Origin of the sequence: Robertkochia solimangrovi, from assembly GCF_007279655.1 — a bacterium.
Classification (GTDB): Bacteria; Bacteroidota; Bacteroidia; order Flavobacteriales; family Flavobacteriaceae; genus Robertkochia; species Robertkochia solimangrovi.
This window is the reverse complement of the sequence record NZ_QKWN01000006.1, coordinates 57,925-76,130: the sequence shown is the minus strand read 5'-3', so window position 1 is coordinate 76,130 and position 18,206 is coordinate 57,925. Positions and strand designations below refer to the sequence as shown.

Below are 18,206 nucleotides of genomic sequence, written 5' to 3'. Positions count from 1 at the left end.
TTCTAATTCAAAGTCTTAAATTTAAAGGAGTTGGTTCTGTTGTACTAAATTCAGAACGAACTCCTTTTTTATTTCTCCCGTATCTGCGTTTTATTCCTCAAAGATCTACGAAAGATTCCTCCGAACTCAAAACGATTGATTTATTAACCAATTAATTCGATATGTTATGATTTCAAATCTTTCACATTTTGTTGGAGAGAGAAACGACAATGAAATTCTCTACGACACTCCGTTTGGCTATATGTTCGAATATCTTTGCGGATGTAATCATTATTTGCTCCCGCGAGGTCCGCAGACCTTGCATTATCTTCAGGAATTGGGTAAAGTGATGGCCGATATGGGTACGGAGGCCGATGAATTGACGGATCAAAATTCGAAGATTCCATCTATTTATACCTACCTGGGACAGTTCATAGACCATGATATCACTGCTCGTACAGACAGAAATTCTGATTTTAACTCCTTGGAACCGGTTGAAGGCATTAAACCCAGAAAGGCGGCTGAAGTTGTCGAGAACTTGCGAAATGGTCGTAGGCCTCAACTGGATCTGGATAGTGTTTTTGGGGAGGGTCCGAGTTTCTTACCCTCCTATACTGCTGAAGCAGATCGGATCTATAATAATACAAGTTTGAAATTATACCTCAATGAATCACCCGGGTATATAGATCTTAGGAGAGATGAAGCTCAGGCAGGTACGACTGAAAATCCTAAAGTGGTGTATCGTGCGCGTATTGCGGATGCTCGTAATGATGAAAATCTTGTGGTTAGTCAAATGCATGCAGCATTTATCAAAACTTTTAATAAGATAAGTGATATTCTGGAGCCTACCCATACCAATGAAGAAGCCTACTGTGAGGCCCGTAAACTGACACGTTGGGCATACCAGTATATCGTGATCAATGATTATCTGAAAAATGTCTGCAATAAGGGGGTAGTGGCAGATGTGATTTGTAATGGTCCGTTTTTCTATAATACCAGTATTCCCTTTATGCCTTTAGAGTTTTCTGTAGCAGCCTTCAGGTTTGGACATGCGATGATCAGACCATTTTATACCCTCAATACAGGAAATGTCAAAACCATTATGAAATTGCTGGGTCCCTCAATGGGTGATCTGATCAATCCTGCAAATGCCAGTTTAAAACCGGAAAATGTAATTCATTGGTCTAATTTTGTTACCGATACACCTGTTTTACCGGTAAATGTATCGAGAAAGATCGATCCGTTTATTGCTAAAGGGCTTTTCGACCTGAGTCCGGTCGGTGAGCCGGCGCCACCTTCTCCATTGGCAAATCTGGCCCAGCGAAATTTACTCCGCGGATATTTGCTTGGAATGCCTACAGGGCAGGCTATTGCAAAGGCTATGCGTATTGATCCGATGCGTCATGAGGAACTTGTCGACGGATTAAATGACGAGCAGAAATGTGTTATGTATGATTCAGGGTTTAGTGCTCGTACTCCTTTATGGTATTATATACTACAGGAAGGAAAAGTTCAAAGCGGAGGGGATTCACTCGGCTATGTAGGTAGTATGTTAGTATCCGAAACGCTCGTGGGGCTTGTGAAAGGTGATTTTAACAGTTACATGAATAATATGCACCATGAGGCGGTGAGTACCGATGGTATCACTTTACCAGGAGCAACGACACCTGTAAAAACCATGTTGGATCTCTTAAAATATGCAGAAGTGCCCATTTGATTTATGACGGAATAACCGAAACTTAGTAGTGACCCTTGAAAATCCTGACCATGTCCGGTCTGTATATTCAGATATTTGACCGGACTGTGGGAGGGTGATTTTTGAATTATTTTAAGAATTATCTATTTTCCGGTTAAAAGGAAAGAATTTATTCTATTCCGTTTTAATAATTCAGTAATTCAATTAGATATTCAGAAATGCTGTGAATCGGGTTTAAAATATTAACCTATATTTAGGGCTTGAAAATTAGAGTTATTAAAAGGTTATTTAAAGATTAATTCAGTTTCTGAACATAAAAATCTTACCCCCGGAACTTTTAGAGAACTCTTTTATGACCTTTATCCCAGACTGTATTCCAATTGCCTGAAGTATGTGAAGGATGAATTTGTCGCGGAAGAGATCGTAGGAGATGCTATGTTAGCGTTATGGGGCCAACGCGACAGGATATCGGAGATCAGAGATGTCAAATCCTATCTCTATATCGTGGTGCGCAATCATGCATTGTTATACCTGAGAAAGAACCGTCCGTTACACCTTCTCGATACCTCTGGTCTGGAAATAGAAGATCAGGAACCAACTCCCGATATTATTGAAGAAGAAGTTCATGCAAAACTCATGAAAGCCATTGATGAACTACCTGTGAAATGCAGGGAAGTCTTTATCAAATCATGTCTTCATGGGATTTCATATAAAGATATTGCCGAAGATCTGGATATTTCGGTAAATACGGTTAAATCCCAAAGAACACGTGCTATAGAGATCCTTAAAGTCAAATTAAAGGATTCGCCGCTTTTACTCTTTTTCCTTGGGGAATTCTGAGACTTTTCGAAAAAATGATATTTTTTTCACATTCTTTTCCACCCTTTTCAGATAAAATATACTCTTTAAGAATAAGAGACGAATACAAGTCCTGAATACATACTTATGTCTGATTACGAACAGAACTATTACATCGCCGATCTGATCTATCGATCCGTAACTGATTCTTTAAGCGCTTCTGAAGAGGCAGCACTGAATACATGGTTGAAAAATGATGAGAACCGGCAACTTTATGATAGAATACTAAGTGAAAAGATCTTTGCTGAAAAAAGAAGGATCTATGCCGAACTTAATGTAGATGATGCTTACGAAAGATTCCTCAAAAAGCTCAACCATCAGGAAGATTTGGTTGAAGTGAAGAATCATCGCTCGATTACCTCACTGTTAAAATATGCCGCTATTTTGATTGCCGTACTTGCTACTGCCTATCTGACTTTCTTTAATGAAGGAAATAATCATGCCATTATCGATCGCGATGTTGAAGTTGTGAATACCTTACAGCCGGGTTTTGAAAAAGCTACCCTGGTACTTTCTGATGGTACCGAAGTGAATCTGGAGAAGAACCGTGATCAGTTCATTTTGAACAATAAGGTCGTACAGGTACAGAATACCGATAATATGCTCGTGTATAAAAATAACGAAGAACCGGATGAATCCCCCCTGGTTCCCCTTTACCATACACTTTATGTACCGAAAGGTGGAATCTACAAACTGGAACTACCGGATGGTTCGCTGGTTTGGCTTAACTCTTCCTCCTCTCTTAAATTTCCGGAAACCTTTTCCGGTAGCCGACGCATCGTTGAATTAAAGGGTGAAGCTTATTTCGATATCAAAAAGGATGCGGCTAAACCTTTTGTGGTTAAAACTTCTGTGAAAGATATTACAGTTCTGGGTACTGAATTTAACGTCAGTAATTATTCCGATGATAATTTCTTCGCCACCACGCTGGTGGAAGGGAAGGTAAAATTAAATTCGGAAGGGCAACCTGAGTCGCAAACCGTATATATGAATCCTGGGGAAAGAGCAGTACAAATGCGTAATGGTAGGACTATGCAGGTGAGCGATGTAGATACGGAGCGTTATACCGCATGGAAGGATGGGAAGTTCTATTTTGAAAAAGAGAATCTTGAAAATATTCTGACCAAAGCTGGAAGGTGGTATGATTTTAAGTTTTCATTCACCGATCCGGAACTAAAGGAGCGATTGTTTACCGGAGTGGTCCGAAAAGATTATCCACTGGAACGTTTACTGGGGATGATCGCCAAAGCATCAAAGATCAACTATCAAATCAACTATTATAAATCAAACCAAGCCTATGAAGTATTAATTTCTGAAAACTAAGGCTATAAAAAAACGGGAAATGTTGCCGCATTCCCCGTGTATATTTTAGCCGTCAATTGAATTTACAAACCGATAAAATTAACTAACTAAACATGTAAATGTATGGAAAAAATTACATCCACAAAAACATGTGGATTACTTACGCGTCATAAGGAACTATTGCTGCGCATAATGAAGAGGTCCCAATTTTTATTACTAATACTATTTAATGTTTCTGCCTTTGCATTTTCACAGAAGATCTCTGTAAATCTGGGTAAAGTCACCCTGTCTGAGGCTTTGAAAAAGATCAGTGCGGAAGCGGATGTCGATTTCTTTTATAGCGATGAAGTACTTGATGTTACCAAAATAGTTCGTGTCAATTTCAGAGATATGGAAGTGAGCAGTATCATCGAACGTCTCGTCGGATCCGACTATTATGTGGAAAAAGAAGGTGACGGACTCATACTGATCATTCCGATGTGGGAACTCGATCAGGAGCGTATTATCGTCAAGGGTCGGGTAGTCGATGAAAATGGATTAGGGCTTCCGGGAGTTACCGTTTTAAATGAAAAGGAACGTGAAGGAGTTTCCACCGATTTCGATGGAAATTACGAGATCGATGTACTCGAGGATGCAGAACTGACCTTTAGTTATTTGGGATATATTACCCAAAAGATCACAGTAAAAGGGCAGAAGGAGATCAATATCAGCCTGGTGCCGGATGTATCACAACTTTCTGAAGTAGTAGTTACCGGTATCGTTGACAGAAATAAGGAGACTTACACCGGGTCGACCACAACCATTAAAAGCGATCAGTTATTAGAAGTAGGAAACCAGAACGTGATCGAAAGTATTCGTGCCCTGGATCCGTCCTTCGTTATTCTGGAAAATAATATACAAGGGTCGAACCCGAACGTACTGCCTACCATTGAAATCCGTGGAAAGACTAGTGTGTCTTCAGAAGCGCTTCGTGATGAGTTCGGAACCGATCCGAACAGTCCGTTATTCATCTTAAATGGTTTTGAAACCGATCTGAGAACCATCACAGATCTGGATATTAATCTTGTGGAGTCTATCACCATTATGAAAGATGCGGCTTCTACTGCCATGTATGGTTCCAGAGCAGCGAATGGGGTGGTGGTTGTCGAAACCAAGAAGCCCAAGGGAGGAAGAGTGATCGTAGCCTATGCCGGGAATTTCAATGTGGAGTTTCCTGATCTCAGCGACTATAACCTGATGAATGCGGAAGAAAAGTTAGAATTCGAACGTTTGTCTGGAGTCTATACCTATGATGCTACTCAAGCCTGGCAAATGGAAATGGATAGTGTTTATAATTCAAAACTCGCTGAAATTAAACGTGGGGTAAATACCTATTGGTTGAATGAACCGGTACGAACCGCTTTTACACAGGGCCATACCGTCAATATAAGTGGAGGTACCGAAAAACTGATCTTTAATTCTTCGATCAACTATAAGAACGTGGAAGGAGTGATGAAAGGTTCCGGACGTGATAACTGGGGTGCAATGCTCGGACTTAATTATCTGGCAGGAAAGGTGAAATTTACCAATACCTTACGTATCAACGGATCCAAATCAAAAGAATCTCCTTACGGTGATTTTTCGGATTACGCCTATGCAAACCCGTATTACCGAAAGTATAATGAATTAGGAGGGATCGATAAGTATCTGGAGGAAATGGTCGCCTATGGTTATTTTAGCTATGATATCACAAATCCCTTGTATCAGACTACCTTGAATAACTATGATGGTACTGATCTGTTCGAACTTACCAATAATTTTGGAGCGATCTGGGATATTTCGCCATCGTTTCGTTTTAATACGAATATTCAGTTAAGAAAACAATCTACAACGACTGAAACTTATATTTCTCCCTTAGCAGCCTCCTTTGACAATACGGTAATTGAGGAAAAGGGCTCTTATACAAATCGGCAGCAAGAGTTGTTTAGCTATACGGCCAATGCCATGCTCACTTACTTTAATACTTTTGGAAAAGACCATACAATTACCGGGAGTTTACGATCTGAAATCAGTGAGGTGAATAATGAGAGTTATTCCACAAAAGCGATCGGTTTTCCTGCCGGAGTGAATGGAATTCCAAGTTTTGCCAATTCCTATGAAATCTATGGGAAACCATCCTATGCAACCAGGGTTTACCGCAGAAACAATATCACGGCACTTGGGCATTACGGATATAAAAATAAATATTTAGTGGATGCCACCTATCGTTTGGACGGATCCACCGCCTTTGGCTCGAATAAAAAATATTCACCTTTCTGGTCGGTTGGTTTTGGGTGGAACATCCATAAGGAACTGGGTATCGAAGGAAAGACGATCAACTCTTTACGCTTGACACAAACCTTCGGGGAGACCGGGAATCAAAACCTTGGGAGTGTTGCCTCTATCTCGGTTTACAATTATGATAACCTGACCAACTATTTTGGTTCTGGTGTAGGATTAACAACGCTGGCAAATCCGAATCTGGAATGGCAGAAGACCTTTGATATGAACTTCGCCTTGTTGGCGACGATGTTTGATAATCGTTTTGATGCGAATCTTCAATTATACCGTAAGAAAACTGATCCACTGGTGGTACCGGTAAATTTGGCGGCATCTTCCGGGTTGAATGCATATCCCTTAAATGTGGGAGCACTTGAGGTAAATGGTTTTGAGGCAACCTTGCGATATGCGATCATCAACAACATGGAAAAAGGTCTGGTATGGAGAGTTGGACTGACCACCGCAATCGTTAATTCGGAATACAGCGGTTTCAATAATCTGCTTGATGACCTGAATAAAGAAGAATTGGAAAGCGGATCTTTTAGAAGATATATTGATGGTAATGATCCGGATGCGATCTGGGCGGTACGATCCATGGGTATTGATCCGGCTACAGGAAGAGAAGTGTTCCTGAAAAAGGATGGTTCGACCACCTTCATTTATGATGCTAGTGATGAAGTGGTAGTTGGGAATTTACGCCCGGATGCCGAGGGTGTGATCAGTACCAACTTCTATTTTAAATCCTTCAATTTTGGAGCTCGTTTACGCTATCGTTTTGGTGGACAGGTTTTTAACACGGCGCTTTGGGGGAAGGTGGAAAATATTTCAAGAGCTGATGCGCTCTTGAACCAGGATCGTCGTGCTTTATATGATCGTTGGCAACAACCGGGAGATATAGCAAAATTCAAGGCTATTTCCATTTCGGAGACTACACCACCTTCATCGAGATTCGTACAGGATGAAAATGTGTTGATCGGGGAATCTTTCAACTTGGGATATCAACTGAGCAATAAGGCTTTTTTGCAGCATCTGGGAATGAGTAGTCTGAGTTTTACTGCATATATGAATGATATTTTCAGAATATCTACAGTCGAGGTGGAACGCGGAATTTCGTATCCGTTTGCAAGATCAGTTTCATTTAGTATTAACGCATCCTTTTAATCAGGATCTTAATAGTACTCCCGAATGTTGAAGTTTTTTTGATGAAAATTTAAAGGAGCTAATTAGATCATTAAAAGGCAATAAAAAATATACACATGAAAAAATATATAAGGCATATTATACTGCTGACCCTTACAGGAGTGTTGTCATTCTCCTGTGATAATTATCTGGATGTGGAACCGGAAGACAAATTTCTGGAAACCCAGGTTTTTGAAACTGAACTGGGCGTTCAGAACGTATTGAATGGGATCTACCTAGATATGGTTGGGAATAACCTGTACGGAAGGCAACTTACCATGAGTACTTTGGAGTTGCTAGGCCAACGTTTTACAGCTTCTTCTAATTCTCATTGGGGCTATAATTATGTGAACTACTCTTATGGGGAAGCCAATGTTGAAGCTTCTTTTGATGCGATCTGGTCTTCGGCCTATGTAACTATTCTGAAAGTCAATGATCTGATCGCCAATATGGACAAGTATCCGATCCTGACTGAGGAGAAAAGTGATATTATTCTGGGAGAAGCCTATGCCATACGTGCGATGTTGCATTTCGATCTGCTTAGGATTTTCGGACCCGTATACAGTGTGAATCCGGAGAATATGGCGATACCATACGTAACCGTGGCAGAAGCTAAAAACGCTCCGATCTTACCAGCCTCAGAGGTTTTAGAACTGGTGCGACAAGACTTGGCTACGTCTCAGGAACTGCTGGCGAATGATTATGCGAGAACCCATAAGATCTACATCGATGAGGATGATGAGAGTATTGATTTCTATACTTCGAGACGTCATTTTCGAATGAACTATTTTGCGGTAAAGGCCTTAGAGGCAAGAATGGAACTTTATGCGGGTAATTCAACGGCCGCTTATACCGCGGCAATGGATGTGATCAATGAAGGAGGACAATACTTTGAATGGACCGATCCAGCAGATATTATTTCTGCAGGGGGTAATCCGGATCGGGTATTTTCAAAAGAGTTGTTGTTTGCACCGTATACCACAAAGTTATATGAGTCTCAAATGGAGCTCTTTGGAAGTGAAAATAAAGCGAATAGCATACTTACCGCTAATCCTACAAGATTAAGTGGGGTTTTCGAAAATAATGAAAATGACTATCGGTATAATTCATCCTGGATCATTCCTTCTACAGGAGAGATCACTAGTCGCACTTTCTTCAAATATGCCGATGTTACGGATAACCGAATGGACTTCAGGTTTATGTTACCACTGATCAAAAAATCAGAGATGTATTATATCGCCGCGGAAACAGCACCGGAAACAGAGGGTTTAATGTTGTTAAATGAAGTGAGACATAACCGTGGTTTAGTAGACCTGGAAGCAGGAGTGGATATTCTGGAAGAATTAAGTAAGGAATATCAGAAAGAATTCTATGGAGAAGGTCAATTATTCTTTTATTATAAAAGAACCAATACTTCAAGAATTCGCAACGGTTCCTCTTCTTCCAGCTATTCGTATAAGACCATGGGTGAAGATCAGTATGTGGTACCCTTACCGGATTCAGAAACCAATTTCCAATAATCAAATCTGAGTATTATGAAAATCACAAGAATATACTATATAATCGCCCTGATCATTGCCGGAATGACCTTGAGTTGTTCTGTAGACGAGATCGATAACTATCATGCGAAAGATAATATATATTTCACCTGGCCGGGTATCGGAGCTTTTGTGGGAGGAACCTGGTTTGCATCCGATAGCCTGAGTTATTCTTTTGCCCTGGTAGAAGGTACCGTCTCTCAGGCAAAGTTTGGAATACCCGTAAGTGTACAGGGGTATCTTTCGGAAGAAGATAGAGAATATTCGGTACAAGTGCGTTCGGAATCGAATGCGGTTGAAGGTGTTCATTTCGAATTACCTGAAAAATTTATCTTTCGTGCGAATTTAGCCGTAGACACACTTTATGTAACGTTGAATCGTACGGAGGATATGAAGGAACAGGAATTCTCTATTTTTTTGGAATTACTGGAAAATGAGAATTTCGCAACCCAGATGAAGTTTGAAATTGAAGATGAGAATACATTGGAAGGTAAAACCCTCACCATGTTTCAGCTTACTGTGAACGACATGTTCGCAGTACCGTCTTATTGGTTCTCACCCTACCTCGGGGATTTTACCGTGAAGAAAATGAACCTGATGGCTGAATTACTGGGCATCCCCTTTAATTATTATATGAATCAGATCAGTATTTCAGAATGTCAGTATCATGGTCAATTCATGCAACGCTATTTGAACGAAAAGAAGGCTGCCGGGGAGACGATCTTTGAAGATGATGGCACCGAGATGATCATGGGTATCTATGTACAATAATCAACTAAAAAAGAACTTTATGTCTAAATATATATCGATTAAAGCATTGCTGATCCTATTGGTGGTCGCAATGCTGGGATCTTGTGCCGAAGATCTCGGAAATTATGATTACCAGGAGATTAATGAGGTGAAAGTGTTGAATGTAAAAGATACAATCACTGCATTTTTTGGAGAACCTTTTAAACTCGATCCGGAACTGGAATATTCTAAGGATGGTGGTAATGACGAAGCACGGTATTCTTATGAATGGGTCCTTATCGACGCTTCCAGAATTGGGGTGGAGGAACGTGTAACGCTTGGCACCCAAAAAGTATTAGATCTGGAATCTTTGACCATTGCGCCAGGTATGTATCCCTTTTATTTATGGGTAAAGGATAATGAAACCGGAGTAACCTGGAATCAACAATGCCGTCTGGAGATCGTCAGCACGATTTACGAAGGTTGGATGGTGTTAAATGATGTTGCAGGTACCGCAAGGCTGGATATGGTATCACAAATTAATGAAGAATTTTTGCCGATACATGATGTCTTGAACTATGCAGGTTCATCATTACAACTTAGTGGTAGACCTGTGGATGTACTTTGTTACCCTTATGATCTGTCGATGTACGGGGTTTATGTGACCACCGAAGGTAATGGTACCACGAAGTTACAGCCTGATACCTTTGACTGGTCCGTGGAATATGCGCTTTCTTTTGAAATGCTGGCCAATGTGCCGACTGATTTTGGGGCTGATTTCATTGCTCCTATTGCCTCCAGGGAAAGTTATATGTATAAAGATGGTGATGTCTATAAATATCTGGGTATCTATCAGTATCGATACGGAATACCGGTCAATTCAATAGGAACCGAAACTTTTAAAGTCGCTCCTTTTATCGGAACAGGGTATAATGTATCAGGTGTGACACTGCTCTATGATACCGACAATAAGCGTTTCGTGCAGGTCCCATGGTCAGGTACTACCAGCAAAACGATGCCAGCCGGAACATTATTTGATTATAATACAGGTAAGGATCTTATTTATATGCAGCGATCCGGTTATAACGGAGGAGAGGTCTTCGCGATCTTAAAAGATCCTGCGGATAATAAATTTTATCTGGCACGGATGTCCTCCGGGGTGAATTCTGTTAATCAGGTCTATTACGCCGAGATACCAGAAGAAGTAGCTTTACAGATGGATCAGGCGGAACATTTCGCTGTAAGTCCGGAATTTGGATATGTATTCTATAATATCGGTGGAAAACTATACGAATATGATTTCGGGATCCAGCAATCAAAATTGATGATGGATCGGGGAGAAGAAAGCATCTCGTTGCTAAAGTTTAGAAAGACTACCGGATATGTGACTGATTTTAATAGAGACCTGATCATCGGAGCCTATGATGAAGGTTCTGGCGAGGGTACCTTTGAGATCTATGACGTACCTCCTGTGAATGGTGATCTTATCAATCTTTATAAGTGGGAAGGCTTTGGAAAAGTGGTTAGTGCTTCCTACAGGCAACGTTAATTTTACCTGAATTGAAGGCGGGTGATAAAACTCCGCCTTCAATTAACACCACAGTATATATTTTGATTTAAAAACTCCGGATGACCTGAGGCAGATACCTATTATCTAATATTCAGCAATGATGAAACTATTTAAACTACAATTTACGATATTCTTAACTCTGTGTTCTATGATGGGTTTCTCTCAGACTACTTTCCTGGAAGGAAGTTGGGATGAAGCTATAGCAAAGGCAAAAAAGGAAAATAAACCGATCTTCGCAGACCTCTATTTTACCGGCTGTATGCCCTGTGCGAAAATGGATAAGGAAGTATTCCCAAATGCAAAGGTTTCCCGGATGCTCAATGAAAATTATATCCCGTGGAAGATCGATGTTTTCAAAGACGATTTCGGAATCGAGCTCATGAAAAAATACGGGATCACCGGTTTTCCTACCTTTTTAATATTCTCACCGGATAAAGAAATTTTAACCATTGAGGCCGGATTTTCAGGGGTGGATCCATTACTTGAGATCTTATCAACTTCTCTGGATAATTTCAGAAACAAAAAATTCCTTAGGTATTCTGCAGCATTTGAAAATGATTATCCTCAGTTCTATGTCGACTTTATGGATAGAAAAGGTAATGCTAATGCAGAAGGACTCGCAGCATATCTGGCAGATAAAGACTTGCTGAAAGATGACAAAGCCTTTGTGATCGCTTCCGTAATGATTCATGATGGTAAATATGCAGACACCTATATAGATAACGCCGTTACACTGGCAGAAAGCTATGGCCGAAATCGGGTCGCCTCCGAATTGATCGGGATGATGAGCAACCGCGCTAATAACTCTGGAGTAGTAAACAATGTGAGTGGATATAATAAGACACTTCAAGAAATACGGCCATTATTTGAAGATGGTGACTGGTTGCGCTTTGGTATCAAAATTTTTTTGACACCCTTTTACAACACCTCGGGTAATACAGATTGGTACCTTGAAAAAATACAGGAGGAAGCCTATTTTAAAGAGGAAAAAGCTAATGCATTTTCTCAATTGATTCTGAACTATAAAGAGGACCAGGAAATCCTGAATAAAATTCGGAACGCATACAGAAGTTTAGATGAAAGTTCATTGAAAACTCCTGATATGTATGAATTGGCATTGGTTTCCTATTTCCTTAAAGATTATGCTGCTGCAGCTGCTTATATCGAAAAAACCGATGATACTGTTTCTGCTTACGGACTCTCTAAAGAAGAGATTCTTGCTTTAAAGAATGCAATTAGTCAAAAGGATCCGAATTATAAAGGAGTTCTGGTAAAACAGATAGCACCTTTGGTGATGAATTAAAACTATGAATATGAAAAAATTAGCTTGTCTTTTTAGTATCGTACTCTTATTCACGGCATGCAACGAATCAAAAACCGTAAAATTTTCAGGAACATTTAGTGGAGAAAGGTTTAAAGCTTCCGATACGCTTTATCTTTTTGGGGTTGAGACAGGGCACTTCGCTGTACAGGATACCCTATTGATCGATGAATCCGGTTTTACGGTAACCATAGCAGTTAATGAACCTTCGATTTTTGCCATAGGAAAAAAATATCCTGAGAATCAGTGTTACCTGGTTCCCGGTGATGAAGTTATTCTTGATTTTGAAGATACTGATTATAAGATTATTCAATCGGATAATATTGCATCTATGCAACATTTTCATGATTGGAAAGGTTTCCTGAACGAATACAATAAAAGTATAGGAAGATATACAGATAACCTTAACACTGAATATAAAAAACTGGTAAATTTTCCAGTAGGCTTAACGAAATTTCTGCAAAACATACCGAATAACGAGACCTATCGGAATTTCTTTAAAAACCTAAGTACACTCGATCAGGAGAACCTCTATCTGCGTGTTCTTACGAATCCGATTATGAGATTTCCTGCTAAGGAGGATTTACCGGTATTTTACAGAAATCTTTATGAGGATCATAAATATGTAAACAAAGCATTACAGCGGTATCCTATGGGATTGGTACTGGCTAAATCTTATCTGAGATTTGCGTTGAATTATACGTACGATTACAGCAATCATCCCTCAAACCATGATTATACAGAAATTTTTCTGAAAGAATTAAAGAACCTGGGCAGTGAAGAATTAGCTGCAGAGCTGGCGCTGGAAGAATTGGTGAACCGGAAACTTTTCGGTGAGATCTTTCTGAAAAAGCAAAAACTATATGGTCCGTTGCTGAAGACTGAGGATCAAATTAAGAAGGTAGAAGAATATATAGCTGAGAATATTACCCCATATCAACCGGGTACACCAGCTCCTAATTTTGAATTTCAGGACACTGATGGGAATATAGTTACGCTGGAAGATCTTAGAGGGAAGAACATTTATATCGATGTATGGGCTACCTGGTGTATTCCCTGTAAATACCAGATTCCATTTCTGGAAACAGTATATGAGGAATTCCATAGTGATGATCTGATCTTTATCAGTGTTTCTATCGATAAGGATAAAGATAAATGGGAAGATTTTATCGCAGCAGATCCACATCCGTGGATGCAATTATATGCCGGAGGAGAATGGTATACAAAGAACCAGGATTTCTTTGACTTCTATAAGATCACGGGAATCCCTCGATTCATTCTGATTGATAAAGCAGGAAAACTAATTATGTATGATGCCTACCGTCCGTCGGAAGAAGACTTAAAAGAAAAATTTGAACAACTGAATTTATAACATTCTAATTATTTGATTTAGCGATTTTGTTAGTTAGTAAGCCTTTCCGGAGGACGTTCCGCGGACTCCGGCAGGCTTTTTATAAAATCGACAAATCTAGCAAATGAAGATTTAATGCAATGATAAAGAGATTGATAATGATTATGGTTTTGGCCGTACAACTTTCCTGTTCTGCGCCAAAAAATAAGAATGCGTTAACGGCTTTTGAATCTGCTTTCAGGTTTCGTGATTATGAGACCGTCAAACCTTTGCTGGCGGATGATTTTACCATTAGTGTTTATACCGGAAAATCAACCGAGTCTATGTTTAAGAGTATCCTGAAACAGTATCATCAATTGGATTCTCTTGTGGAGAAGAACAGAAATCAAAATGAACTTGGTGAAAAGATTAATGCAACCTGTTATTTTAAAGGTCAGAAACCATTTCTAACCGGGGTTCAGTTCGATCAACAAGGAAAAATATTGTATGTGGATCTGTTAGACCAACTCTACAGAGCCTTTAGAAACCGACCTTCGAAAAAGGTGGCAACCATTCCCTTTGAGATGATTGATGGCTCAATAGCTTTGGAAATTAAGCTAAATGATACTGCGGAGCCCTTTAAAATGTTATTCGATACAGGAGCCGATGGAATGGCACTTTCGGAAGCAGCTGCGTCCCGTGCGAATATCAAAAACATAAGAGACCACCAGTCCTCTTTTGTTGGGAGTTCTTCGAAGGTAAAATTTTCTTCGGGAAATACCATTCGTCTGGATTCTCTGGAAATCCCGCGACAGAACCTGGTAGTCTTTCCTGAAATCAGAGGTGGCTTTGACGGACTTTTTGGGGGTAACTTTCTCTCAAATTATATAACACGGGTCGATTTCGATAATGGCGTTATCGAGCTTTTTAGTTTCGGACAATTTGAAGGTAAAGGAAAAGCTTTGTCGGTAGATTACACCCACATGGTTCCCGTTTTTGATGCTAAGCTAAGCATCGATGGAAAAAAGTCGGTTGAAGGCGGTTTCGTTTTCGATACCGGAGCCGGGTATCAGATCATTTGCTTTGGGCCGTTTGTTCATGAGAATAAGTTGAACATGGAATTTACTCCTGACTATTATTCTATGAACTACAGTTTTGGACATCCAACCCGAATTGCCATGGGTGATATAGCATCCGTGGGTATGGGGGACTTCACTTTTGATCATGTTCAGGGAGCCTTACAAGAGTATCAGGAAGATAATACGGAGTGGGCCTTTAAAGCAGGTTCTGTGGGTATAGACCTCATCAAAAAGTTCAATTTTACTGTTGATCTTTTACACAAGGTAATCTATCTGGAACCCAATGAGATGTTTGGTCTGCCGACAGATTTAACTATATCGGGTTTGCAGATTGGTTTTGAACGAACCGGGGCACTAGTGGTACGAGAGGTTGTTATAGGTTCGGAAGCTGCAAAGAATGGTATTGTTCCGGGAACCCTCATAACCATGATCAATGGTATTGAAGCTGAAGAATTAAAGAATCCCGATACCATGTATGACCTGCGTAATAAAGAAAATAGTCCTTATGAAATATACCTGAACGATGGCGAAAGGTCTATGCGAATTACCCTTTAAACCAGTAAATTAATTTATATGAAAAAGCGATTTTTAAAAATTCTGGCTGGATTGAGCCTCATGTTAGGTTTGTCAGCCTGTCAGAACGATCACCCAAATTCAGTGGTGGTGAACGGTCATTTTACAGAATTACCTGCGAACAGGGAGATTTCCCTGAACTATGCAAAAGAAGGCCGATTGGTTGTACATTCTACTACCCTTATAAATAAGGATGGAGATTTTAGTTTCAGTCTTCCGGCACCGGAAACGGGATTCTATTATATCGATTATAATTCGAAGATCGGAAATTCTAAAAGTCCGTCACTTCGCTTATACCTGAAAAATGGTTTTGATATCGATCTGAATATTAAAGGAGATTCTGTATCTCTTTCCGGGGATAATATAGGTCATAATGATCTTGTGCTCAAAGCGAATGACCTCTTTAAAGAATTTGCTGAATACAACAAACTCGGGGGAATTGTTACCTTCAAGGATTTCTTTCCTTACCTGGAGAAGGAGGGAGTAACTAAGGTTGAAGCATTGAAGAATAGTATCAGTACTCCGGATGCGGAATTCAATCAACTTCTCAAATTGGCGATTCAAAGTGACTTTGAAAATGAATTGTTCGGTTTTGTACGGTATCCGCGAACTGCACATCCTACCAAGGAAGATTTTCCAGAAATTTATAACAGCCTTGTTGTTGACGGGATAAAATTTAATGACCCTGAAATCTTCCGACTGGCTAATGGTTTCAATTGGATGGAAACCTACTTTTTCTTTAAGCAAATGCAAGGAGGTTTCAAAGGTGGTCTTAAAGACAGAATCTATGGGCCGGTTCAGGAAATATCTGTTCCGAAACTCAAGGAAGCATATATTATCGATTGCTTGAAACGCTATAAGATAAACGCTCAGGAGTACACCGATATCGTAACGCCATTATACCAATATCTCATCTCTGAAGAGAGTAAGGCCTTTCTTGTGGAAAGGGAGAAGGAACTGCATAAGAACGAGGGGCAACCTGGATTTGAATTCACTTATACTGATACCAATGACAAACCGGTTTCCTTTAAAGATTTTCGCGGAAAATATGTTTATATAGATGTATGGGCAACCTGGTGTGGTCCCTGCAAAAAAGAGATTCCATACCTCAAGGAACTCGAGGAACAATACAAAGGTAAGGATATCGTATTTATGAGCGTGTCTGTAGATGCGGAGAAAGACCGTAATAAATGGAAGGAGTTTGTGAAAAGCGAGTCTTTGAAAGGAGTTCAATTAATGGCTGACAAAGCTTTTAATTCGGGAATTACGAAAAATTATGGTATTAATGCCATCCCGAGATTCCTGCTTTTTGATAAAGAAGGAAAGATCATTTCGATTGATGCTATGCGGCCATCGAACCCTAAACTTAAAGAAGAATTTGACCGTTTGCTTAAATCGTGATTTTTGAGTTTTTGTATGCGTTAAAGACTGTCTTTTTAAGGCAGTCTTTTTTTTGTTTAGGTTTTTTATATAGACTTTATTCCAACCCAGTGAAGATCCTGCCTTCGGCGGCGTCGAGTGTCGCCGCTATTTGTGGCCTTTAGCCACAAATGCTAGAGTGACCAGTGATAAAGTTAACTTCGCAGGCTCATGGTATTTTTAGCCTGCGTCTATAAGTTTAAGCAACTTTGTGTGTCTATTATGTTGCCAAAGGCAACATTTTGAAAGAATCATAACGATATTATAAAGGGCGACCCATGGATCGCCCTTTATAATAAGTTTTCGTCAGCATGCGCTAACCATAATAAATTTACAAAACAAAAAACGACACTCAAGCATCATCGTGCGCCAGCACTATGATCGCGGCGACACTCGACGAATACTAAGTCAGGCTTGACTGAATTAGGGAGGAGATCGTCACTCCCCCTTCGCCGAAGGCCGAAGGCGGGATCGTCACTGGGTTAGTACCCATTAAGTATATTTCGTGCCTTCCCAACATTTTGAATGCCTATCCGTTTGCCTGAAGTTTTGATAATGCCCTCATCCTTGAGTTCGCTTAGGGTCCTTATGGTAGATTCTACGGAGGATCCTACCATATTTGCGTAGTCTTTTCGGGAAAGTACAAGGTCCAGGTATCCGGCCTGATCCATTCCAAACTTATCCCGTATATACAGGAATATTTCAACTAAACGCTGCTTCACGGTTTTATGTGAGATCTTCACGATCTCATCGTCGGCTTCTTTAAGATCAAAGGCGATACATTTCAGGGTTTCAAAAGCAAAGTCACTGTTTTCATGTATGGTCTTCATGATCAATTCTCTTGGGAAAAAACAGCCTTCGACTGAGGTTAATGCTTTGGCCGTAAGATTGACATTTTCACCACTGATTACGGAACGCTGACCAAGAAGGTCTCCGGGTTTTACCAGTTTTACGATCTGGGTCTTACCATTGGATGAGAGTTTACTTAATTTAATTACCCCGGAGTGTACACAAAATACACCACTAAGTCGATCGCCTTCATTAAAGATGACTTCACCTTTACGATAGGAGTTATAATCCTTTTCACTGGTGAATTTCATCAGGTCATGCAAGCATAATACTTTTAACTGATTCAATTCCCGTATTTTACAGGTTTCACATTTGCTTTTCAAAACAATTTCTTTTTATAAAACTGACCATGTTGCATAATTAGCGAGTATTTGTGGTATTACAAATGATAAATGTCATTTCCACTATGCACTGTAATGCATGCATAGTAGAATCTGATAGTTTTAGGTCAGTAGTCCATTAAAATGAACCTTTAATCTTGAAATG

At 39.9% G+C, this 18,206-nt stretch carries 12 protein-coding genes; 11 read left to right on the top strand and 1 reads right to left on the bottom strand.

The features are described from left to right. The first annotated feature begins 166 nt into the window (after window positions 1-166). The 11 genes from DMZ48_RS08715 (at window position 167) to DMZ48_RS08665 (ending at window position 16,853) form a co-directional block, all read left to right on the top strand. Window positions 167-1,696 (top strand): peroxidase family protein, encoded by a 1,530-nt coding sequence (locus DMZ48_RS08715; protein ID WP_143954752.1) that lies wholly within the window; start codon window positions 167-169, stop codon window positions 1,694-1,696. Window positions 1,697-1,969: 273 nt separating this feature from the next. Beyond that, complete coding sequence (locus tag DMZ48_RS08710; RefSeq protein ID WP_143954751.1) at window positions 1,970-2,515, top strand: RNA polymerase sigma-70 factor; 546 nt, start codon at window positions 1,970-1,972, stop codon at window positions 2,513-2,515. Window positions 2,516-2,620: 105 nt separating this feature from the next. Next, the gene (locus tag DMZ48_RS08705) at window positions 2,621-3,856 is read left to right on the top strand and encodes a FecR family protein (RefSeq protein ID WP_143954750.1); all 1,236 of its coding nucleotides are present in this window, start codon (window positions 2,621-2,623) and stop codon (window positions 3,854-3,856) included. Between the two features lie 102 nt (window positions 3,857-3,958). Then, entirely contained in the window at window positions 3,959-7,294 is a 3,336-nt protein-coding gene (locus DMZ48_RS08700; protein ID WP_143954749.1) for a SusC/RagA family TonB-linked outer membrane protein, read from the top strand. A 95-nt stretch (window positions 7,295-7,389) separates the two neighbouring features. Then, window positions 7,390-8,832: a RagB/SusD family nutrient uptake outer membrane protein gene (locus DMZ48_RS08695; RefSeq protein WP_143954748.1), complete on the top strand. Its 1,443-nt coding sequence runs from the start codon at window positions 7,390-7,392 to the stop codon at window positions 8,830-8,832. A gap of 15 nt (window positions 8,833-8,847) precedes the next feature. Then, window positions 8,848-9,621, top strand: coding sequence for a DUF4843 domain-containing protein (locus DMZ48_RS08690; RefSeq protein WP_143954747.1), 774 nt, complete (start codon window positions 8,848-8,850; stop codon window positions 9,619-9,621). 19 nt (window positions 9,622-9,640) lie between these two features. Continuing rightward, a complete protein-coding gene (locus tag DMZ48_RS08685) occupies window positions 9,641-11,128 on the top strand; it encodes a PKD-like family lipoprotein (RefSeq protein ID WP_162558690.1) in 1,488 nt (495 codons plus the stop codon). A gap of 169 nt (window positions 11,129-11,297) precedes the next feature. Next, on the top strand, window positions 11,298-12,452 hold the full coding sequence (locus tag DMZ48_RS08680) for a thioredoxin family protein (protein ID WP_199287959.1): 1,155 nt from the start codon (window positions 11,298-11,300) through the stop codon (window positions 12,450-12,452). A gap of 10 nt (window positions 12,453-12,462) precedes the next feature. Further along, window positions 12,463-13,842 carry a TlpA family protein disulfide reductase gene (locus DMZ48_RS08675; protein WP_162558689.1) on the top strand — a complete coding sequence of 460 codons (1,380 nt, stop codon included), beginning with the start codon at window positions 12,463-12,465 and terminating at the stop codon, window positions 13,840-13,842. 137 nt (window positions 13,843-13,979) lie between these two features. Next, a complete protein-coding gene (locus tag DMZ48_RS08670; protein WP_162558688.1) occupies window positions 13,980-15,434 on the top strand; it encodes an aspartyl protease family protein in 1,455 nt (484 codons plus the stop codon). Between the two features lie 18 nt (window positions 15,435-15,452). Beyond that, complete coding sequence (locus tag DMZ48_RS08665) at window positions 15,453-16,853, top strand: TlpA family protein disulfide reductase (protein WP_143954742.1); 1,401 nt, start codon at window positions 15,453-15,455, stop codon at window positions 16,851-16,853. 500 nt (window positions 16,854-17,353) lie between these two features. On the opposite strand, the gene DMZ48_RS08660 is transcribed toward DMZ48_RS08665, so the two are convergent. Continuing rightward, window positions 17,354-18,043, bottom strand: coding sequence for a Crp/Fnr family transcriptional regulator (locus DMZ48_RS08660; RefSeq protein WP_242009160.1), 690 nt, complete (start codon window positions 18,041-18,043; stop codon window positions 17,354-17,356). Between the last annotated feature and the right edge of the window lie 163 nt (window positions 18,044-18,206).

Coding starts and splice junctions, on each gene's coding strand:
- DMZ48_RS08715 (WP_143954752.1), top strand. CDS start 167: ATGATTTCAAATCTTTCACATTTTGTTGGAGAGAGAAACGACAATGAA.
- DMZ48_RS08705 (WP_143954750.1), top strand. CDS start 2,621: ATGTCTGATTACGAACAGAACTATTACATCGCCGATCTGATCTATCGA.
- DMZ48_RS08700 (WP_143954749.1), top strand. CDS start 3,959: ATGGAAAAAATTACATCCACAAAAACATGTGGATTACTTACGCGTCAT.
- DMZ48_RS08695 (WP_143954748.1), top strand. CDS start 7,390: ATGAAAAAATATATAAGGCATATTATACTGCTGACCCTTACAGGAGTG.
- DMZ48_RS08690 (WP_143954747.1), top strand. CDS start 8,848: ATGAAAATCACAAGAATATACTATATAATCGCCCTGATCATTGCCGGA.
- DMZ48_RS08685 (WP_162558690.1), top strand. CDS start 9,641: ATGTCTAAATATATATCGATTAAAGCATTGCTGATCCTATTGGTGGTC.
- DMZ48_RS08680 (WP_199287959.1), top strand. CDS start 11,298: ATGATGGGTTTCTCTCAGACTACTTTCCTGGAAGGAAGTTGGGATGAA.
- DMZ48_RS08675 (WP_162558689.1), top strand. CDS start 12,463: ATGAAAAAATTAGCTTGTCTTTTTAGTATCGTACTCTTATTCACGGCA.
- DMZ48_RS08670 (WP_162558688.1), top strand. CDS start 13,980: ATGATTATGGTTTTGGCCGTACAACTTTCCTGTTCTGCGCCAAAAAAT.
- DMZ48_RS08665 (WP_143954742.1), top strand. CDS start 15,453: ATGAAAAAGCGATTTTTAAAAATTCTGGCTGGATTGAGCCTCATGTTA.